This is a genomic window from Streptomyces sp. NPDC050743 (assembly GCF_044456925.1).
Classification (GTDB): domain Bacteria; phylum Actinomycetota; class Actinomycetes; order Streptomycetales; family Streptomycetaceae; genus Streptomyces.
Genome location: NZ_JBITGJ010000048.1, coordinates 33,046 through 53,096 on the forward strand (window position 1 = coordinate 33,046; position 20,051 = coordinate 53,096).

Annotated in this window: 13 protein-coding genes and 2 pseudogenes; 5 read left to right on the forward strand and 10 right to left on the reverse strand. The window is 72.1% G+C overall.

The genetic code is table 11. The features are described from left to right. Positions 1-182 precede the first annotated feature (182 nt). Positions 183-2,528: an N-6 DNA methylase gene (locus tag ACIBJF_RS33405; protein WP_399179372.1), complete on the reverse strand. Its 2,346-nt coding sequence runs from the start codon at positions 2,526-2,528 to the stop codon at positions 183-185. Positions 2,529-2,715: 187 nt separating this feature from the next. Between ACIBJF_RS33405 and ACIBJF_RS33410 the strand changes: the two genes are divergently transcribed. Both ACIBJF_RS33410 and ACIBJF_RS33415 read left to right on the forward strand, forming a co-directional pair. After that, on the forward strand, positions 2,716-3,417 hold the full coding sequence (locus ACIBJF_RS33410; protein WP_399179373.1) for a hypothetical protein: 702 nt from the start codon (positions 2,716-2,718) through the stop codon (positions 3,415-3,417). A gap of 268 nt (positions 3,418-3,685) precedes the next feature. Beyond that, positions 3,686-4,405, forward strand: a complete 720-nt coding sequence (locus tag ACIBJF_RS33415; RefSeq protein WP_399179375.1) for a hypothetical protein — start codon at positions 3,686-3,688, stop codon at positions 4,403-4,405. Between the two features lie 25 nt (positions 4,406-4,430). On the opposite strand, the pseudogene ACIBJF_RS33420 reads toward ACIBJF_RS33415, so the two are convergent. The 5 genes and pseudogenes from ACIBJF_RS33420 to ACIBJF_RS33440 all read right to left on the reverse strand — a co-directional run. Next, a pseudogene (locus tag ACIBJF_RS33420) lies at positions 4,431-4,607 on the reverse strand (N-acetyltransferase); the annotation flags it as partial. A 6-nt stretch (positions 4,608-4,613) separates the two neighbouring features. Beyond that, the gene (locus ACIBJF_RS33425; RefSeq protein ID WP_399179377.1) at positions 4,614-5,327 is read right to left on the reverse strand and encodes an HNH endonuclease family protein; all 714 of its coding nucleotides are present in this window, start codon (positions 5,325-5,327) and stop codon (positions 4,614-4,616) included. A gap of 254 nt (positions 5,328-5,581) precedes the next feature. Further along, on the reverse strand, positions 5,582-9,115 hold the full coding sequence (mfd, locus tag ACIBJF_RS33430) for a transcription-repair coupling factor (protein WP_399179379.1): 3,534 nt from the start codon (positions 9,113-9,115) through the stop codon (positions 5,582-5,584). A 305-nt stretch (positions 9,116-9,420) separates the two neighbouring features. Further along, entirely contained in the window at positions 9,421-12,003 is a 2,583-nt protein-coding gene (locus ACIBJF_RS33435) for an ABC transporter permease (protein WP_399179381.1), read from the reverse strand. Beyond that, positions 12,000-12,788 (reverse strand): ABC transporter ATP-binding protein, encoded by a 789-nt coding sequence (locus ACIBJF_RS33440; RefSeq protein WP_399179382.1) that lies wholly within the window; start codon positions 12,786-12,788, stop codon positions 12,000-12,002. Before ACIBJF_RS33440 ends, ACIBJF_RS33435 begins: the two co-directional genes overlap by 4 nt. Positions 12,789-13,248: 460 nt before the next feature. Between ACIBJF_RS33440 and ACIBJF_RS33445 the strand changes: the two genes are divergently transcribed. From ACIBJF_RS33445 to ACIBJF_RS33455, 3 genes are all read left to right on the forward strand, one after another. Then, on the forward strand, positions 13,249-14,772 hold the full coding sequence (locus ACIBJF_RS33445; protein WP_399179383.1) for an MFS transporter: 1,524 nt from the start codon (positions 13,249-13,251) through the stop codon (positions 14,770-14,772). Between the two features lie 195 nt (positions 14,773-14,967). Then, complete coding sequence (locus ACIBJF_RS33450) at positions 14,968-15,447, forward strand: DUF485 domain-containing protein (protein ID WP_399179385.1); 480 nt, start codon at positions 14,968-14,970, stop codon at positions 15,445-15,447. Then, entirely contained in the window at positions 15,444-17,090 is a 1,647-nt protein-coding gene (locus tag ACIBJF_RS33455; protein WP_399179387.1) for a cation acetate symporter, read from the forward strand. The genes ACIBJF_RS33450 and ACIBJF_RS33455 overlap by 4 nt, the downstream gene beginning before the upstream one ends. Here the strand turns inward: ACIBJF_RS33455 and ACIBJF_RS33460 are convergent. The 4 genes and pseudogenes from ACIBJF_RS33460 to ACIBJF_RS33475 form a co-directional block, all read right to left on the reverse strand. Further along, positions 17,087-17,974, reverse strand: a complete 888-nt coding sequence (locus tag ACIBJF_RS33460; protein WP_399179389.1) for a cellulose-binding protein — start codon at positions 17,972-17,974, stop codon at positions 17,087-17,089. The two genes, ACIBJF_RS33455 and ACIBJF_RS33460, sit on opposite strands and share 4 nt — an antisense overlap. A gap of 150 nt (positions 17,975-18,124) precedes the next feature. After that, complete coding sequence (locus ACIBJF_RS33465; protein WP_399179391.1) at positions 18,125-18,442, reverse strand: EthD family reductase; 318 nt, start codon at positions 18,440-18,442, stop codon at positions 18,125-18,127. Continuing rightward, positions 18,439-18,996 carry a dihydrofolate reductase family protein gene (locus ACIBJF_RS33470; RefSeq protein ID WP_399179393.1) on the reverse strand — a complete coding sequence of 186 codons (558 nt, stop codon included), beginning with the start codon at positions 18,994-18,996 and terminating at the stop codon, positions 18,439-18,441. Before ACIBJF_RS33470 ends, ACIBJF_RS33465 begins: the two co-directional genes overlap by 4 nt. Positions 18,997-19,112: 116 nt before the next feature. Beyond that, positions 19,113-20,033: pseudogene (locus ACIBJF_RS33475) on the reverse strand (RNA polymerase subunit sigma-70); the annotation flags it as partial. Positions 20,034-20,051: the final 18 nt, after the last annotated feature.

The window sequence follows — 20,051 nt, forward strand, 5'->3', positions numbered from 1 at the left end:
TCGCTTCGAGCATATGACCCGACGCCGACAAGGACACGGACAAGCGTCCCTGTTGTACCGAACCGTTGTCCGCCCCACACCGCGAACCGGCGACCGGCACGGCCGCCGGTGAGCACTCCACAGCCCGCGGGACGCCGTCGGCCGGCGACAGTACCAGGGCGCGAACGGCCCCCGGCCCGCCGTCAGTCGGGCGCCACCGTGCCGTCGGTGAGCCCGTCGTACATCCCGCGCACGAGTTGTTCCCCGAGCCGGCTCGCGTGGCGCAGCGCCCGCTCGAACTCGTCGAGTGCGCGGAAGCGTGCGCCGTAGCGCCGCTGTTCGTCCAGCGGGAGCCGGGGCAGCTGCAGACGGCGCACGTCGAGCCGGGTCGCGGTGGAGGCGTAGCTGCTGGCCTGCCGGTTGTTCGCGGTGCCGCGCAGGAACCCGGCGAGGAACCACGGGTCGAGCGCCGTGCGATCGGGGCGCAGCAGGACGAGGTTGCGCCCCAGGGCGGCGCCCCCCGTCGCGTCGTCGATCACGCGCGCCACCGAGCCGCCGCCCAGCACCGGTACGACGACGTCTCCCGGCTCGGTCAGCACCGCCTCCTCCTCGCTCTCCGGAAGCGCCCCGGAGGGCGCCGTGCCGACGAGGACGTCGTGGTCGGTGAGCACGGGCACGCGCGCGTGGCCGCCGTTTCCGCCGGTGCGCATCAGCAGCGCGCCCCCGCGCGCGAGTTCACCGATGGTGGTGAGCGGCCAGCGCGCGCCCGGCGCGGGGGCGGCGGGCGGCGGAGTGAGCTCGCCGGTCAGGCGCAGGGTCGTGCCGAGGCGCTCGCGCACCGCCGTGAGCTGCTCCGCGCCGTCGGCCACGGCGGCCGGCGGCAGATGGCGGGCGGGCGCGAGGTCGACGTCGTCGTCGAGGAGCTCGATGACCGGCACGGAACGGGCGAGCCCCGGCCGCTGCGCCAGCCGCCCCTCGCGTTCGAAGGCGCGCCAGGCGTCCAGTACGGCCTCCCGCACCGCCGGCCAGTCCGGTCCGCCGCGTCCCTCCCCGGCGAACCTCCCGGTGTCCACGAGCAGCACCTCGGGCGACGCCGGCGTCCGTTCGGGGCGGCGCAGCACCCATACGTGCAGCGGGATGTTGTACGGCGGCGCCGCCCCGACCGGCAGCGCGGCCACCGCCCTGAGCGCGCCCCGGCGCAGCAGGTCGGCGCGGATCCGGCGCCCGGAGCGGCGGGAGGCGGCGGCCGGCGGCATGAGCAGCACGGCGGATCCGCCGTCGGCGAGCCGGGCCAGGGCGTGCTGCACCCAGGCGAGTTCGGACTCGGTACGGGCCGGGAAGCCGTACTCCCAGCGTGGGTCGTAGGCGAGCTCGTCGTGGCCCCAGTTGCGCTCGTTGAACGGCGGATGGCACAGCACCGCGTCGGCGCGCAGCTCCGGGTAGGCGTCGGCGCGCAGGGTGTCGCCGGCGGCGCCGCGCACGCCGGCCCGGGAGTGCAGTGCGAGCCGCAGCGCGGTGAGCGCGGCCAGGCCGGGCGCGCTGTCCTGGGCGTACAGCTCTTGGTCGGGGCGGGTGTCGACGGCTCGCAGCAGGGCGCCGGTGCCGCAGGCGGGGTCCAGGACGGTACGGGCGGGGCCGGCGAGGTCGGCCATGAGACCGGCGAGTTCGGCCGGGGTGAGCGTGTACTGGCGGGGGTTGGCGTCCAGGTGCCGGCCCAGCAGGAACTCGAAGGCCTGCCGCGCCCCGATCTCGGCGGCCAGCTCGGCGGCACCGCGCAGGAGAGTGGCGGAGGGAAGGAGTTGGGGGCCGGTGGGGGTGCGGGGGGTGGGGGTGGCCGGGGTGGAGGTGGGGGAGCCGGTGGCGGCTGCGGGGGTGCCGTGAACGGCGGCGGTGTTGTGAACAGCTGGTGGGGTGTTCACAGCCTGGCCCGTGGGTGAGGGGTTCACAGCGGCGGTCGGGAGCGCATGGTTCACATCCGGCGCCTTCGGGTCCGGGTTCACATCGGGCACCAACGGATCCGACTTCACGCCCGATGCGATGGGGCCTGCGTTCACACCAGGCCCGGCGGCCGCGCTGTTCACACCCTCCGCACCGCCGGACTCATTCACACCCGCCCCCGCACTCCCCCCGGCGCGCCCCTCACGCCCCGGCACGCTGCCGAAACGTGCCGTCAGCACCTGTTCCAGCGCGCCCGGCAGGATCGCGGCGAGGCGCGCGTCGGAGCCGGCGCTCGCGTCGAGCCAGACGGTGGGGCGCTCGTGGATCAGCAGCAGGGCGCAGCCCGCGTGGACCAGGGCGGTCAGCGGGCCCTCGGGGTGCCCGACGAGTTGCTGCCAGACGCGTTCCCGCAGCGGGACCTCGGCGAGTTTGCCCTGCTTGCGCAGCCAGGCCTCGACCTCGGCGAGCGCGAAGGACGGGCTGGTCTCGGTGCCGCCGACCGGTTTGGGGAAATCGGCGTGCCGGCGGCGCCAGTTGCTGACGGCGGCCCGGCCCACTCCGGCGAGCCGGGCGATCCCCGCCGCGGTCACCTCTGTCGCGTTGTCCTGCACCGGCCCCGCTCCCCTCGTCCCGTGTGTGCGCCGAGCATACCGGCGTACACATGATCCGCACATTCACGCCGTGTACTCCTCCAATCCTGTGAATCGTGTTGACTCGGTTCACAGACTCTGGTCTTATTGACCCAGCGAACGAGCGGCCACCGGAGGGGGAGGCCGCCGCTTTGGGGAGGGATTCGCCATGGGCATGAAAGCCAAGGTCTCGCTGGGCGCCGTCGTGGGGATCGTCGTCATCGCCGCCGTGTCGGCGAACGCCGGCGGCAACGGCAAGGACGGCGGTTCCGGCGACAGCGGCAAGGGCTCTTCCGCCTCCGCCGAGCACACCCCCGGCGGCACCAAGGACAAGAAGGGCTCGGGGGCCGGGCAGGCGTCCGGGAAGAAGAAGGCCGCCATCGCCGGCGACGGCGAGTACCAGGTCGGCTCGGACGTGAAGCCGGGCACGTACCGCACGACCGGCAACTCCGACGACATGTGCTACTGGGAGCGCGCCAAGGACGCCAAGGGCGAGATGGACTCGCTGCTGGCGAACGACAACGTCACCGGCACGAGTTACGTGACCGTCAAGCCCACCGACAAGATCTTCAAGTCCAGCGGCTGCGAGGACTGGGAGGCCGTCGACCCCAAGTCGAAGGGCACGCCCGCCTCCTCCATGGACGGCGACGGCGGCATGTTCAAGGTGGGCACGGACATCGCGCCGGGCACCTACAAGTCGACCGGCAACGCCGACGACTCCTGCTACTGGGAGCGCACCAAGGACGCCGAGCACGGGCTGAACTCGATCATCGCCAACAACAACGTGACCGGTACGGCCGTCGTCACCATCAGCCCGAGCGACGCCTACTTCAAGACCACCGGCTGCGGCGACTGGAAGAAGGCGGCCTGAGCCGGCCCTTCCCACCGCCGCTCACCGAACACCGCTCAACCAAGCCACGCACCGCGCACCACGCGTCAACCGCTCACTCACGCACGGCGCACCCACGTACCGTGCACCACGCACCACGCACTCTCACCGCTCACCGCTCACCGCTCACCGAACCTGTCCCACCGGCTCCGGCTGCCCGGGCCCGACCCCGGGCGGCCGGACCGGTTCCGGACGCCGTACGGCATGCCGTAACCCACGTCCCCGTAACACCCAGCTCTGAAGGACTGTCATGCGCCTCACCCCCCGTGTCGCCACGCTGCTCGCCGTCGCGGCGCTCCCGCTGGCCCTCACCGCCTGTTCCTCCGGCTCCTCCGCCGACACCGGCGGGGCGAGCGCCAAGCCGGCCAAGGCGAAGGACCCGAACGCCCATCTCGCCACCGGCACGCAGTTGAAGAAGGCGCTGGCGCCCGCGTCGGTCTTCCCGGCCGGGTTCACCTCCGAGGCCGACGGCGCCTCGGACAGCGGCGGCCAGTTCCTCTCCCCGTCCGCCCGGAGCACCGCGAAGCCGGACTGCACGAGGCTTGAGAGCACGTCCTGGATCCAGGTGACCGGCTTCAAGGGGGGCGTGTCGTTCGCGCAGAACGACTACGTGAACCACGACAAGACCGAGGAAGTGGCCCAGGAGATCGACGCGTTCCAGGGCACCACCGCGAGCGCGGTGCTCAAGCAGCTGCAGACGGTCGCCGGCGAGTGCGCCACCTTCACGGACACCGACGCGCACGCCAAGGTGAAGCTCACGGGGAAGTCCACGGCCGGGCTCGGGGACGAGGCCTACACGATGACGCTGACGAGCGGCGCGTGGGAGAACGGCTCCACGCTCATCGCGGTTCGTTCCGGCAACTCCGTGATCACCGTGCTGTCCACGGCGGGCACCGACGACGGAGCGGCCACCGCGAAGAAGGTGACGACGCAGATCCTGGGCAACCTGAAGGGCCTGAAGACCGCCTGACCGGGGGGGTGGATGCGGCACCCGCTTACAGCGGGTGCCGCATCCACACGTTGGGCTCGACGCAGACGGCGTATCCGCGCTCCGGTTCGCAGCGGACCGGGACCGGTGCGCCGGGCACCTCGCCGTCGGCCGCGGTGTCGAACGGCAGCCCGTTCCAGCGGCGCCACTCCTCCAGCGAGGCGCCCACGGTCATGGAGGCCGGCCCCGTTCAGCGGGCGCGGAAACGGTCCGGTGCCTTGGTGGGGTTGCCGCCCGTGGGGAGTTTCTGGTCGGGGCAGCCGTTGAGGACCTTCTTCATGGCGGCCTTCTCGGCGGCGGTGACCCACAGGTCGTACTTCTTCTTCACCGCGACCTGGGCCGCCACATAGGTGCAGCGGTACCCCTTGTTGGGCGGCAGCCAGGTGGCCGCGTCGCCGTCGCCCTTGCCGCGGTTGGTGCTCGCGTCGACCGCGATGAGGTTGAGGGGGTCGTTGGCCAGGGCTATGCGCTTGCCGGCGTCCCAGTACTTGGCGCCCTTCTGCCAGGCGTCGGAGAGGGGGACGACGTGGTCGATGTCGACCTGGCTGCGGCCGCGCCGGTAGGTGATGTCCTTGCCGGAGTAGGGGTCGGGCTCCAGCAGGCCGTAGGAGACCTTGCAGGTGCCGCCGGCGAACCTCACGGCCTTCAGATCGCGCTTGAGTATGTCGTCGCGGGTGTCGCAGGAGTTGGAGTCGGTGTCCGCCCAGGCGGTGCCGAACCGGGCCCGCGCATAACCGGTCTTCGGCGCCCGGCCCTTGACGGCCAGTGAGTCGACGGCGGCCAGGACCGCGCCGTTGCCGCCGCCCTGGGATCCGGAGGTCCCCTTGCTCTGCCCGGACTTGCAGCCGGTCACCGCGACCAGCACGGCCACGGCGGTGACCGCCCCATCCCTCAGACGCGCCACGATGCGTCCCCCTCACTCGCCCGGGTCCGCCCGTCGGACACGGGCGGAATCGTTCCGTCCCTTACGGTAACCGCCGCGAGGCCTCCTTCAGAGGGGGACCAAACGGTGCTTGCGGGCGGACGGCGGGCCGACCGCGGTCGAGTCGGGGCATGGCGGTGCCGTACGGGGGAGCACCACCGGCACGCGCGTGAGCCCGCTCACGACATGCCGCCGGGGCGTGCGCCGCCCTACGGCTCCTACGACTCCTAGAACCTCTAAGACCCCAGGACCGAGGCCAAAAACTCGCCTACCCAGCCGAGCAGTTCGCGGCCGACCAGCGGCTTGCCGCCGACCTTCGCGGTCTTCGGGCGCGGGACCAGCACCTGGTTCACGGACGGCTTGATGACCGTGCCGGGGTAGAGGCGCTTGACCCGCAGTTCCTGCGACTCGCGCAACTCCACCGGCGCGAAGCGGATGTTGGTGCCCTGCAGGACGATCTCGCCGACGCCGCACGCGCGGGCGAGCATCCTGAGGCCGGCCACCAGCAGCAGGTTCTCCACGGGTTCGGGCAGCTTGCCGTAGCGGTCGGTGAGTTCCTCGCGGACGGCCTTGATGTCCTCCTCGGAGTTGGCGGAGGCGATGGCGCGGTAGGCCTGGAGGCGCAGGCGCTCGCCGGGCGCGTAGTCGTGCGGGACGTGCGCGTCGACGGGCAGCTCGATCTTGACCTCGAGCGGCGGCTCCTCCTCGATCTCGCCGGTCTCCAGCTGGCGCCGGTAGTCGGCGACCGCCTCGCCGACCATGCGGACGTACAGGTCGAAGCCGACGCCCGCGATGTGCCCGGACTGCTCGCCGCCGAGCAGGTTGCCGGCGCCGCGGATCTCCAGGTCCTTCATCGCCACGTACATGCCCGCGCCCATCTCGGTGTGCTGGGCGATGGTGGCCAGGCGCTCGTGCGCCGTCTCCGTCAGCGGCTTCTCCGGCGGGTACAGGAAGTACGCGTAGCCGCGCTCCCTGCCGCGGCCGACGCGGCCGCGCAGCTGGTGCAGCTGGGACAGGCCGAAGGTGTCGCCGCGCTCCACGATGAGGGTGTTGGCGTTGGAGATGTCGATGCCGGACTCGACGATCGTGGTCGAGACGAGGACGTCGAACCTCTTCTCCCAGAAGTCGACGACGACCTGCTCCAGCGCCGACTCCGACATCTGGCCGTGGGCGGTGGCGATGCGTGCCTCGGGGACGATCTCGCGGAGCCTCGCCGCCGCGCGGTCGATGGACTCCACACGGTTGTGGATGTAGAAGACCTGGCCCTCGCGCAGCAGTTCGCGGCGGATGGCGGCGCCGATCTGCTTCTCCTCGTACGGCCCGACGAAGGTGAGCACCGGGTGGCGCTCCTCCGGGGGCGTGGTGATCGTGGACATCTCGCGGATGCCGGTGACCGCCATCTCCAGGGTGCGCGGGATGGGGGTGGCGGACATGGTCAGCACGTCGACGTTGGCGCGGAGCTTCTTCAGCTGCTCCTTGTGCTCGACGCCGAAGCGCTGCTCCTCGTCGACGATGACGAGGCCGAGGTCCTTGAACTTCGTCTCGGAGGAGAACAGGCGGTGGGTGCCGATGACGACGTCCACGGCGCCGTCCTTCAGTCCCTCCAGGACGGCCTTGGCCTCGGTGTCGGTCTGGAACCGGGACAGGGCCTTCACGCTCACCGGGAACTGCGCGTACCGCTCGGAGAACGTCCCGAAGTGCTGCTGCACCAGCAGGGTCGTCGGCACCAGGACCGCGACCTGCTTTCCGTCCTGTACGGCCTTGAAGGCGGCCCGCACCGCGATCTCGGTCTTGCCGTAGCCGACGTCGCCGCAGATCAGGCGGTCCATGGGGACGGTCTTCTCCATGTCCTCCTTGACCTCGGCGATGGTGGTGAGCTGGTCCGGGGTCTCGGCGTAGGGGAAGGCGTCCTCCAGCTCGCGCTGCCAGGGCGTGTCGGTGCCGAAGGAGTGGCCGGGGGCGGCCATGCGCGCGCTGTAGAGCTTGATCAGGTCGGCGGCGATCTCCTTGACGGCCTTCTTCGCGCGTGCCTTGGTCTTCGTCCAGTCGGCGCCGCCGAGCCGGTGCAGGGTGGGGGCCTCGCCGCCGACGTACTTGGTGATCTGCTCCAGCTGGTCGGTCGGGATGTAGAGGCGGTCGCCGGGCTGGCCGCGCTTGGCGGGTGCGTACTCCACGACCAGGTACTCGCGGGTGGCGCCCTGCACCGTGCGCTGCACCATCTCGATGTAGCGGCCGACGCCGTGCTGTTCGTGGACGATGTAGTCGCCCGACTCCAGGGTGAGCGGGTCGATGGTCTTGCGGCGGCGGGCCGGCATCCGGGCGCCCTCGCGGCCGGTCGCGCGCTGGCCGGACAGGTCGGTCTCGGTGAGCACGGCGAGCTTGAGGGCCGGGTCCACGAAGCCGTACTCGATCGAGCCGCAGGAGACGTGCACCACCGACGGGCTCAGCTCGCCGAGGTCGGCGTCCAGGCGGGCGGCGATGCCCTCGTTGCCGAGCACCTCCGCGGTGCGGGCGGCCGGGCCGTGGCCCTCGGTGACGAAGACCGCGCGCCAGCCGTCGGCGAGCCAGCCCTTGGTGTCGGCGAGGGCCCGCGCGGTGTCGCCGCGGTAGGTCTCGGGCGCGTGCATGCCGAGCTTGAGGGTGTCCGCGTCGAGTTCGAGATCGGCCGCGAAGGGCGACACCGACCACCACATCATGTCCAGCTCGCGCGCGTGGTCGCGGACGTCGGCGATGGACCACAGGGAGGCGGCGCCGACGTCGATCGGGGCCTCGCCGCCGCCTGCGGTGGCCGCCCAGGAGGCCTGCAGGAACTCCTGGGAGGTGGCCACGAGGTCGGCGGCGCGCGTACGGACCCGCTCCGGGTCGCAGACCACGGCCATCGCGCCCTTGGGGAGGACGTCGAGGAGCAGTTCCATGTCGTCGACGAGGACGGGGGCGAGGGATTCCATGCCCTCGACGGCGATGCCCTCGGCGATCTTGTTCAGGAGTTCGCCGAGCTCCGGGTGCTCTTCGGCGAGGGCGCGCGCGCGTGCGCGGACGTCGTCGGTGAGCAGCAGTTCGCGGCACGGCGGCGCCCACAGGCCGTGCTCGGCGACTTCGAGGGAGCGCTGGTCGGCGACCTTGAAGTAGCGGATCTCCTCGACGTCGTCGCCCCAGAACTCGACGCGCAGGGGGTGTTCCTCGGTGGGCGGGAACACGTCCAGGATGCCGCCGCGCACGGCGAACTCGCCGCGCTTCTCGACGAGCTCCACGCGCGCGTAGGCGGCGGCCGCGAGGGCTTCCACGATGTCGTTCAGGTCGGCGGTCTGGCCGGTCCTCAAGGACACCGGCTCCAGGTCGCCGAGGCCCTTCACCTGCGGCTGCAGCACGGAGCGCACGGGCGCTACGACGACGGAGACGGGGCCGGTCTCGGGGTCGTCCGGGCTGGGGTGGGCCAGGCGGCGCAGCACGGCGAGGCGGCGGCCGACGGTGTCGCTGCGCGGGCTGAGCCGCTCGTGCGGGAGAGTCTCCCAGGAGGGGTACTCCACGACGCCCTCGGCGGGCAGCAGGGAGCGCAGGGCCGCCGCCAGGTCCTCGGCCTCGCGGCCCGTGGCCGTGACCGCCAGCACCGGGCGGCCGGCCTCGCGGGCGAGCGCGGCGACCGTGAAGGGGCGGGCCGCCGGGGGGCCGACGAGGTCGACGTGCATGCGGTTGCCGTCCGCGGCCGCCGTGATCGCTTCCGCGAGGGCGGGGTCCTTGACGACGGCGTCGAGCAGACCGTGCAGGCTCATGGGGCTTTTTCCGTCCAGGGGTGGGCAACGCAAGCAGCCCGGCGCGGGTGGCGACCGGGGGTGTCCAGCGTACGACTCCGTCGGGGGTGGCGTCGGAGGCTGTGGACAACTCCGCTACCTCGGGGCCGGTGCCGCGGCCGGCGCGCCCACCCGTCTCGGCCGGCCTAGAGGTGATCCCACGGGGTCCCGGCTCGGCCCGCCGCACAAAGACCCGGTGCCGGGGAGTCCCCAGGACTCCCCGGCACCGGGTCTTTCCCCCGCAACCCCCGTATGCGGTGGTCGTACCGTCGGCCCGGCCTGCGCGGCTAGTCCGTGGCGATCGCGTTCAGCACGTTCATCCGGCCCGCCCGGAACGCCGGGATCAGCGCGGCGAACAGGCCCACGAAGGCCGAGGCGATGAAGACCGTGATGATCGTCGGCCAGGGGATGTCCAGGACCTTCAGGCCCTCCAGCGCGAGGAGCTGCTGGGCGGTCGCGCCCCAGCCCATGCCCAGCCCGAGGCCGAGCAGGGCGCCGAAGACGGCGATCACCACGGACTCCAGGCGGATCATGCGGCGCAGCTGGCGGCGGGAGAGCCCGATGGCCCGCATGAGGCCGATCTCCCGGGTCCGCTCGACCACCGACAGGGCCAGGGTGTTCACCACACCCAGGACCGCGACGATGATCGCGAGGGCCAGCAGGCCGTAGATCATGTTCAGCAGCTGGCCGATCTGGTCCTTCAGCGCCTTCTTGTAGTCGGTCTGGTCGCGCACGGTCAGGGCCGGGTCGTCGCGCAGCGTCGATTTCAGCGCCTTGTAGGCGGCCGCCTCCTGCCCGTCCTTGGCGGTGGCGAAGACCAGCTGGTCCAGCGGCATCCGGTCGGCCGGCACGTACTTCGCGGCGGTGGCGATGGAGGCGTACATCGCGCCCTTGTCGACCACGACGTCGTCGCTGGTGATCGCGCGGACCGTCAGCTTGGCCGTCGTACCGTCCTTGAAGTCGACCGAGACGGTGGAGCCGAGCTTGATGCCGTGCTTCTTGGCGAAGCCCTCGAAGACGGACATCGAGTCGGGCTTGTAGGCGTCGGCGAGGTTGCCGGCGACCGTCTTGGTGCGCAGGTCCTGCGCGTAGGTCGGGTCGGCCGCGTTGATGGTCTCCTTCTTCGAGACCCGGCCGTCCGGCGTGGCCAGGTCCGCGTCCAGGAGCTTGTACTCGGTGACGCGCTCCAGGCCGGGCGTGGCCTTGATCCTCTGCACCATCTGCGGGTTGATCAGCGTGTACTCCTGGTCGCCCTGGATGATGAAGTCGGTGCCGACGGTCTTGTCGAGCTGGTCGGTGGCCGAGGCCACCATGGAGGAGCCCACCACCGACAGGCAGGCCACCAGGGCCAGGCCGATCATCAGGGCCGCGCCGGTGGCGCCGGTGCGGCGCGGGTTGCGCAGCGCGTTGCGCTCGGCCATCCGGCCCACGGGACCGAAGACCCGCAGGATGATCGCGCCGAGGACACGGACCAGTCCGGCGGCCAGCAGCGGGCCGATGACGACGAAACCGATCAGCGTGGTCACCACGCCCAGGCCCAGCCAGCCCGAGCCGGCCTTGGCCTTGTCGGCGGTCGCGGCGACGTACAGGCTCCAGCCGCCGGCGGCGGTGAGGAGCAGGCCGATCACGGCCCGGACGGCGCCGGCCCTGGCGTCGGCCGGGGCGCCGGCGTCGCGCAGGGCGGCCATCGGGGAGACCTTGCCGGCGCGGCGGGCGGGCAGATAGGCGGCCAGGACGGTGACCACGACACCGAGGAGCAGGCCGACGGCGGGGGTCGTCCAGGCGACGGTCAGATCGTCGGTCGACAGGTGCATGCCCATCTTGCCCATGAGCTTCATCAGGCCGACCGCGATGCCGACGCCCGCGCCGACGCCGAGCACGGAGCCGATCACGCCGAGCAGCAGCGCCTCGATCAGCACCGACCGGTTGACCTGCCTGCGGGAGGAGCCGATGGCGCGCATCAGGCCGATCTCGCGGGTGCGCTGGGCGACCAGCATGGAGAAGGTGTTGATGATCAGGAAGATGCCGACGAGGAAGGCGATCCCGGCGAAGCCGAGCATCGCGTACTTCATGACGTTCAGGAAGCTCTCGACGCTCTTCTGGTTGGCGTCCGCGACCTCCTTGGCGGTCTGCACCTTGTAGCCGTGGCCGAGGGCGGCGGTGACGTTCTTCTTCAGCTGGTCGTTCGTCACGCCGTGGGCGGCGGTGACGTTGACGTTGGTGTAGACGCCGGTCTTGCCGACCAGGGTCTGCTGGGCGGTCTTCACGTCCAGGTAGAAGATCGCCGCGCCGGGGTTGGTGACCTGGAAGGCGGCGATGCCGGACACGCGCGCGTGGTGCGTGCCGACGACCGAGATCATGCCGATGTCGTCACCGAGCTTCAGGTGGTGCTTGGCGGCGGTGTCCTCGTCGACCATGACCTGGTCCGGGCCCTTGGGCGCCGTACCCTTGGTGATCTTCATGGTGCGGGCGTCGTTGCTGTTCCAGCTGCCGACGATGGTCGGCGCGCCGCTGCTCGGCGACAGCTTGTCCCGGTGGGCGTCGATGACGGTCATCGAGGTGGAGCCCACCGTGCCCTCGGCCTTCTCGACGCCCTGGGCGCCTCGGACCTTGCCGACCACGGAGGCCGGCATGACCGGCGGCTTCCCGGTGCGGGAGGTGGTCTCACCGGTGTCGGAGGAGCCCTTCGCGCTGACCGTCACGTCCGAGGACGTGGCCTGGAACAGCTTGTCGAAGGTGGTGTTCATCGTGTCGGTGAACACCAGGGTGCCGCACACGAACGCCACCGACAGCAGGACCGCGATCGCCGAGAGCGCCATGCGGCCCTTGTGCGCGAAGAAGTTGCGCAGCGAGGTCTTCAGGACGGTCATGACGTACGCCCCCGGGCGTCGAAGTCCTTCATGCGGTCCAGGACCTGATCGGCCGTCGGGTTGTACATCTCGTCGACGATCCGGCCGTCGGCGAGGTAGAGCACGCGGTCGGCGTAGGAGGCGGCGACGGGGTCGTGGGTGACCATCACGATGGTCTGGCCGAGTTCGTCCACGGACCGCCGCAGGAAGCCGAGGACTTCCGCGCCCGCGCGCGAGTCGAGGTTTCCGGTCGGCTCGTCCCCGAAGATGATCTCGGGGCGGGCGGCGAGGGCGCGGGCCACGGCGACGCGCTGCTGCTGGCCGCCGGAGAGCTGGGCCGGCCGGTGCTTGAGCCGTCCGGCGAGCCCGACGGTCTCCACCACGCGGTCCAGCCAGGCCTTGTCCGGCTTGCGCCCGGCGATGTCCATGGGCAGCGTGATGTTCTCGAGGGCGTTCAGGGTCGGCAGCAGGTTGAACGCCTGGAAGATGAAGCCGATCCGGTCCCGGCGCAGCTGGGTGAGCTTCTTGTCCTTCAGGCCGGTGATCTCGGTCTCGTCCAGGTAGATCTGGCCGCCGGTGACGGTGTCGAGTCCGGCGAGGCAGTGCATGAGCGTGGACTTGCCGGACCCCGAGGGGCCCATGATGGCGGTGAACTGGCCCCGCGCGATGTCCACGTCGACGTGATCGAGGGCGACGACGCGGGTCTCGCCGGCCCCGTACGCCTTCACGACCTGCCGCGCCCGCGCGGCAACGGCCGTACGCCCTCCAGTGCCCCCGTGCCTGGGAATGGTCACAGCCGATGTCACGGTATGTCTCCTATGTCGGTCGGCATGTCGGTGAGTTGTGCCCTGGCACGCCAGGGCCTCGTTCTCGGGTACGTCGTCGAGTCTCGCGGTCGGCGGGGCCCTCGCGCGCTGGTGCGAGGCCCCCTCTTTCCCGGGGGAAAACCCCACCCCGCCGGTGCGGTCAGCCGCCCCTCGGCGGCGTAAAGCCAGGTTAAGGACCGGGCCCAGCCACTCTCGTCCTCCGCCGGAACGAACCCTTCCCGGGCCGAAGTAAGGAGGTACCCCTAGGGGTGCTCCACCCGCGGGCGGAGTTCTCCTCGGGGTCGTCTCCACCCTTCGGTGCGCAAAGCCTCCACCCTGCCGTCGCGTCAGGGTCAAGCCGTCGCGTCGGAGGCAAGGCGTGCGGCGCGTGGGAAGCTGTCGTACCGGAGATGGATGCACGGGGCACGGGAGTGCCCGGCGGGAGCACGGGAGGGGTCCGGTGGGGAGTACGACACCCGCGATACGCGGCGGCGCGGTGCGGCGGCAGGACACCCGGCGGCGGGGCGCGGTGGTCGCCGCGCTGATGCTGGCGATGGCGCTGGCCGCGCTCGACGCCACCATCGTCTCCACGGCCGTACCGCAGATCGTCGGCGACCTCGGCGGGTTCTCCGTCTTCTCCTGGCTCTTCTCCGGCTATCTGCTCGCCGTGACCGTCACGCTCCCCGTCTACGGCAAGCTGTCCGACACCTTCGGCCGCAAGCCGGTGCTGGTGACGGGCGCGGCCGTGTTCCTGCTGGGCTCGCTGCTGTGCGCGGGCGCCTGGAACATGGCGGCGCTGATCGCGTTCCGGATCGTGCAGGGGCTGGGCGGCGGGGCGTTGCAGGGCACCGTGCAGACGCTGGCCGCCGATCTGTATCCGCTGGCGGAGCGCCCGAAGATCCAGTCGAAGCTGTCCACGGTGTGGGCGGTGTCGGCGGTGGCGGGGCCAGGGCTCGGCGGGGTGCTCGCCGCGTACGCCGACTGGCGCTGGATCTTCCTGATCAACCTGCCGATCGGCGCCGCCGCGCTGTGGCTGATCGTCCGTCATCTCCACGAGCCCGAGCGGGAGAGGCCGAAGGAGCCGGAGAACCCGGAAAACGCGGTCCACGCGCGCGTGGACTGGGCCGGCGCGCTCGCGGTGTTCGCGTGCGGCGGGGTGCTGCTGACGGCGCTGGTGCAGGGCGGGGTCGCCTGGCCGTGGCTGTCGGCGCCCTCGCTCACGCTCTTCGGCACCGGCCTGGCGCTGGCCGGTGTGGTGGTCGTGGTGGAGCGGCGGGCGACGCAGCCGATCATCCCCGGGTGGGTGTGGCGGCGCCGGACGATCGCGGCGGTCAATCTGGCGCTCGGCGCGCTGGGCCTGCTGATGGTGGCGCCGAGCGTGTTCCTGCCGACGTACGCGCAGTCGGTGCTCGGACTCGCGCCCGTGGCCGCCGGTTTCGTGCTGTCGGTGTGGACGCTCAGCTGGCCGGTGTCTGCGGCGCTCAGCCAGCACGTCTACCGGCGCATCGGCTTCCGGGACACCGCGCTGCTCGGCATCGGGCTGGCCGCGCTGATCCTGTGCGCGTTCCCGCTGCTGCCCTACCCCGGCTCGTGGTGGCAGCCGACGCTGCTGATGCTGCTGCTGGGCGCGGCGCTCGGGCTGTTCCAGCTGCCGCTGATCGTCGGGGTGCAGTCGACGGTGGGCTGGTCGGAGCGGGGCACCACGACCGCGTCCGTGCTGTTCTGCCGGCAGACCGGACAGACCCTGGGCGCCTCGCTGTTCGGCGCCGTCGCCAACGGGATGCTCGCCGCACGGCTGGGCGGGGCGGGCGATCTGGACTCCGTCACGCGCGCGTTGGACGCCGGTACGGCCCCGGAGGCGACCCGGCGCGCGATCGCCGACGCGGTGCACGCGGTGTACCTCGGGGCGGCAGCCGCGGCGGCCCTGGCCTTCCTGGTGCTGCTGCTGGTGGCACCGCGGCGGTTCCCGGTGCGCGACGAGTGAGCGCACGAGGGGCCGGTTAACGCGGGTAACACCCCAGGCCGGCAAGGCTTCTTCCGTAGTAAGCGCATACCGACTGGCCAGTTTGGTGAAAACGCCGCGCGCCCCGGACTCCGCGAGTAGCGTGCGTGGCTCCGCGCCCCCCCCACCTCCCTGCGGTCCGCCGCCACGGACCCGAGCCACGCAAGGAGCCCCGGGATGTCCTACGACCCGCCGCACTCCTCGTACCACCCGCCCCAGCCGTTCTACGACACCTCCCCACCGCCCTACGACCGGCCCCGTCCCCCGTACGACCCGCCCCCTCTCACCTACCCCTGGCAGCCCGCTCCCCCGCCGCCACCCGGCCCGGACCGCCGGCCGCCCCGTGAACCCGTCGGCCACCACAGCGACCTGCGGGTGCTGCGCAGCGCCTACCGCTGGCAGCGGCGTACGGCCACGCTCACCGCGCTGGGCTACTTCACCCTGTTCCTGGTGCTGTCCGCGACCGCGCCCGGCGTGATGACGCGCACGGTCGCCGACGGCATCCCCGCCGGTCTGCTGCTCGCCCTCGTCCAACTCCCGGTCACCTGGCTCGCGATCGCCCTGTACGAGCACACCGCGCGCCGGCACGTCGATCCGCTCGCGGACCGCATCCGCAAGCAGGCCGAACTGGACGCACGCCGGGGAGCCGTCCGATGACCGCCGCCGCCGGCACTCCCGCCGTGGGAGGCTTCGCCGGTTTCAGCGGCTCGGCCCAGTCCATGTCCCTGGTCGCCTTCTCCACCGCCGCCACGGTGACCCTGCTGCTGTGCGTGATGACCGGCCCCGACCGCGACGACCTCGACGAGTTCTACACCGGCTACGGCTCCCTGTCCCCGCTGCGCAACGGCCTCGCCATCGCGGGGGACTACATCTCCGCGGCCACCGTCCTCGGCACCGGCGGAATCATCGCCCTGTGCGGCTACGACGGAGTCGTCCTCGCCCTGAGCACCGCGCTGTCGCTGATGCTGCTGATGTTCCTGCTGGCCGAACCGCTGCGCAACGCGGGCCGGTTCACCATGGGCGACGCGCTCGCCCGCCGGCTGCCGGGGCGCTGCGTGCGCGTCACGGCCTGCGCGGTGACGATCGCCGCGCTGCTGCCGCTGATGCTGGTCCAACTCGCCGGAACCGGGCAGCTGATGGCCTTCATCCTGGGCTTCACCGACGAGTCGCTGAAGACCGCGTGCGTCGTCGCGCTGGGCGCTCTGATGATCGCCTACGCGGCGATCGGCGGCATGAAGGGCACCGCGCTCATCCAGATCCTGAAGATCGTGATGCTGGTCGGTTCGGGCGCCGTGGTCGCCGTGCTGATCCTGCGCCGCTTCGACTGGGATCCGGGCGCGCTGTTCACCGCGGCCTCGCGGCAGAGCGGCGCCGGGCCGGCCTTCCTGCGCTCAGGGCTGGAGTTCGGCACCTCGGGCAAATCCCGCCTCGACATGGTCGCCTCGGAGCTGACGGTGGTACTCGGCGGCGCCTGTCTGCCGCACATCACCATGCGCATGTACACCGCCTCCAGCGCCCGCCAGGTGCGCCGCTCGATGTCCTGGGCGGTGTCGATCGTCGCGCTGTTCGTGCTGGTCATCACGGTGGTCGGGTTCGGCGCCACGGCGCTGGTCGGCCGTGCCGTGATCGCCCGGGCCGATCCGCAGGGCAACACCGCGTACCTGCTGGGCTCACGGGCGGCCTTCGGCACGGACGTGTCCACGGCGGAGACCTTCCTGTTCACCATGGTGACGACGGCGATCTTCCTGACCCTGCTCGCCTCGGTCGCCGGGATGATCCTCGCCTGCGCCAACTCCCTCGCCCACGACGTGTTCGCGGCCCGTGTGCAGGAGATGCCGGCCCGGCGCGAGATGGCCCTCGCCCGCGTCTCGGCGCTCGCCACAGGCGTGCCGACGATCCTGCTCGCCACACTGGTGCAGCACCACAGCCTGCAGCCCCTGGTGACACTCTCCTTCTGCCTGGGCGCCTCGGCCATCGCACCGGCCCTGGTGTACGGGCTGTTCTGGCGCCGCTACACCCGCAGCGGGCTGCTGGCGACGCTCATCGGGGGCACGCTGACCGTGCTGCTGCTCATGCCGGGCACCAACCTGGTCTCCGGCTCACCCGTATCGGCCTTCCCGCACGCCGACTTCAACTGGTTCCCGTTCACCACCACCGGCATCGTCTCCATCCCGGCCGGCTTCCTCTTCGGCTGGCTCGGCACGATCGCCTCGGGCCGGGCCAAGGCGGAGCAACAGCGGCACCAGTACGAGGCGGTGGAGGGATGGATTCTGGCGGGGGCGGTGCGCAAGGGCCGTTAGTCCAGGGTCGCTCTGCCGGTCAGGGAGATCAGGCTGCTGCGGACGTGGTCCATGTGCTCCCGCACGACGTCCCAGGTCTCGCCGTGTTCGCGCAGCACCTGTTCCGTCTCCAGGGCGATGCGTTCCTCGCGCACGCGCGCGCCGGCGATGATCTCGGCGGCACGCGCGTGTGCCTCCTCCTGGCTGCGGCGCGCGTACTCCTCGGCCTCCCTAAGAGCCCGCTCGGCGTCGGACAGCGCGGTCTCGGCCCGGATCACCCGCTCGGCGTGCCGGGCGTCCAGCGCGGTGATCCGCTCGGCCGCCTCGCGCTCGGCCTCGGCCCACCGCTCGGCGTGCTCCCGGGACTGCTCGGCGAGCATGCCGGCGGTGCGCTGCCGTACCTCGCGCAACGCGGAAAGCGCCTCCGAGCGCCCTTCCTTCACCTCGCGCCGCGCGCCGACGCGGATGTCGTCGGCCTCGGCGCGCGCGGCGAGGAGCAACCGGCGGGCGCGTTCGTCGGCTTCCGCGCGGAGCGCGTCCGCCGTTTCCTGCGCCTGCCGTCGTACGCCCTCGGCGTGCGCCTGGGCCTGCGCGAGGAGCCGGTCCGCCGCACGGCGCGTGCGCTCGCACAAGTCCGCCGCCTCCTCCTGCGCGAGCTGGAACACCCGCCGTGCGCCCTCACCGAGCGACTCGTACGCGTGCGGCGCGAGCCGGGCGACGGCCTCGCGCATCCGCGCGGCCTCCGCCTCCATGTCCTTGGCGAGCACGGTCAGCCGCGCGGCCCGTTCCCACGCGGCGTCGCGGTCGCAGGACAGCTGCTCCAGGCAGGCGTCGACCTGCTCGGGGCGGTAGCCGCGCCCCCGGACGGTCACGAAGCCGTGCGGCGACACCGATGCGCTGCTCACCGTGGGAACCCCTCTCCGCCGGACGTACACGGCAGGATGATTTCCCGCATATCCTGATGGATCAGACGTAAGTGTTCATAATGCGACACTCCGCTGCCACGTCACGCCCGAAACCCCGCACTCCGCGATCGGTACGGCGAGCGGGGCCGGTTACAGCACGTCCTCCTCAAGGGTGACGATCACGCTGTGAACAGGCGCCAGGTCCGCCAGGCGCGCGGCGTCCGCCGCCGTGGCGCGCCCCTCGGCCGAGGCGAACGCCGCGCGCAGCTCTGCCGGCGATTCCCACTCCAGCGTCGCGACCAGGTAGTACGGCGCGCCCCCGCGCACCGGCGCCGTCTCCCTGCCGACGGTGTAGCGGCGCAGACCGGGCAGCCGTCGGCCCAGCGGGATGTGCACCTCGCGGTAGTGCCGGTCGAACGCCTCCGGGTCGGCGGGGGTCTCGTACAGGGCGAGGAAGCGGGCCGTCATCGTGCGGCCCTCCCGTGGCGTGTGAGGACGGCGGCGCCCACCCGTTCGGCCGACAGGCACTCCAGCTCGACCGGCTCGCTCCCGGCCGGGAACAGCCGCCGGCCCTGCCCCAGCACGACCGGGAAGGTGAGCAGCCGGTACTCGTCGACCAGGTCCTCCTCCCGCAGCGCGGCCACGACACCGAGGCTGCCGGTGACGACCACGTCCCGCCGCTCGGCGCGTACGGCGTGCGCCAGGTCACCTTCCAGCAGGCGGGAGTTGGCCCACGCGGACACGTCCGGGGCGCCGCGGGAGACGACCAGTTTCGGCACAGCGTTCATCCGCGCGGCGAACGGATCGTCCCGCCCCGGCCACAGCCGCGCGAACAGCTCCCAGGTGGTACGGCCCAGCAGCAGGACCCCTTCGTCCAGCACACGGCCGAGCCGGAACTTGTCCCCCGCGACCGCCTCCGGGCCGTGCCGGAAGGCCCAGCCGCCGTACGGCGTACCCGCGGACCCGTCCGGGTCGGACACGATCCCGTCCAGGCTGATGAACTCGATGACGACGACACTCACGACGACGGCCCCTTCGCTTGGCTCGGTTGCTCACCGGTACCTACCGGCGACACCGGCCGGACTCATCGCTCCAGCCGAGAAATCGCGTGACGGTCGCCGTCGGGAGCCGTGCCGTCTCAGGGGGCGGCGGGCGCAGGGGGCGCGAACGCGGTCAGGACGCGCGGGTCGGCGAACACCACGTTGCGGGCGACCCGGCCGCCGGTCACCGTCAGGACCTGCACCGTGTGGAGCGCATGACCGCCGCCGGGCACCGGCGCGTACGCCGCGAGCGCCGGCTGCCCGTTGGCTGCCGCACGCTCCACCCGCCAGCCCGCGCCGCGCATCGCGAACACCCGCTCCATGAACAGGCCGTAGTCCCGCCTGCCCCGGTACCACAGCGGCACCGGCGGCATCTCCAGGACCGCGTCCTCGGTGAGCAGCCGCACCAGCGCCGGCACGTCGGCCGCCTCGAAGGCGCGCATGTAGCGCCGCACCACCGCCCGCACCTCGGGATCTTCCGGCTCGCCGACCTCCCCGATCGCGCCCCCGCGCGCGAGCGCGGCGCGCGCCCGCTGCAACGCGCTGTTCACCGCGGCCACCGACGTCTCCAGCTGCTCGGCGACCTCGGCGGCGGAGAACTCCAGCACCTCGCGCAGCACCAGCACGGCCCGCTGCCGCGCCGGCAGCCACTGCAGCGCCGCCACCAGCGCCAGCCGCAGGTCCGCGCGCGCCTCCACGTCGAACCGCGCCTCGGGGAACGGTTCCAGCCACGGCACCTCAAGTGCCGGCATCAGCGGCGCGCCGGGATCGTCCGAGGGCGCTCCCAACCCGGACGGCAGAGGGCGGCGCGAACGGCTCTCCAGCGCGCTCAGACAGGCGTTGGTCGCGATCCGGTGCAGCCACGTCCGCACGGACGCGCGCGTGGCGTCGTAGCGGTCCCGCGCCTTCCAGGCCCGCAGCATCGTCTCCTGCGTCAGATCCTCGGCCTCGTGGAACGAGCCCAGCATGCGGTAGCAGTACGCCACCAGCTCACCCCGGTACGGCTCCAAGTCCACCGGCCCATCATGCCCTTCACG

What these genes read in the sequence shown, in the direction of transcription:
- mfd (WP_399179379.1), bottom strand. Translation starts at nt 9,115, where the DNA reads ATGAGCCTGCACGGTCTGCTCGACGCCGTCGTCAAGGACCCCGCCCTC.
- ACIBJF_RS33465 (WP_399179391.1), bottom strand. Translation starts at nt 18,442, where the DNA reads ATGACGGCCCGCTTCCTCGCCCTGTACGAGACCCCCGCCGACCCGGAG.
- ACIBJF_RS33415 (WP_399179375.1), top strand. Translation starts at nt 3,686, where the DNA reads ATGCGCCTCACCCCCCGTGTCGCCACGCTGCTCGCCGTCGCGGCGCTC.
- ACIBJF_RS33410 (WP_399179373.1), top strand. Translation starts at nt 2,716, where the DNA reads ATGGGCATGAAAGCCAAGGTCTCGCTGGGCGCCGTCGTGGGGATCGTC.
- ACIBJF_RS33435 (WP_399179381.1), bottom strand. Translation starts at nt 12,003, where the DNA reads ATGACCGTCCTGAAGACCTCGCTGCGCAACTTCTTCGCGCACAAGGGC.
- ACIBJF_RS33450 (WP_399179385.1), top strand. Translation starts at nt 14,968, where the DNA reads ATGTCCTACGACCCGCCGCACTCCTCGTACCACCCGCCCCAGCCGTTC.
- ACIBJF_RS33455 (WP_399179387.1), top strand. Translation starts at nt 15,444, where the DNA reads ATGACCGCCGCCGCCGGCACTCCCGCCGTGGGAGGCTTCGCCGGTTTC.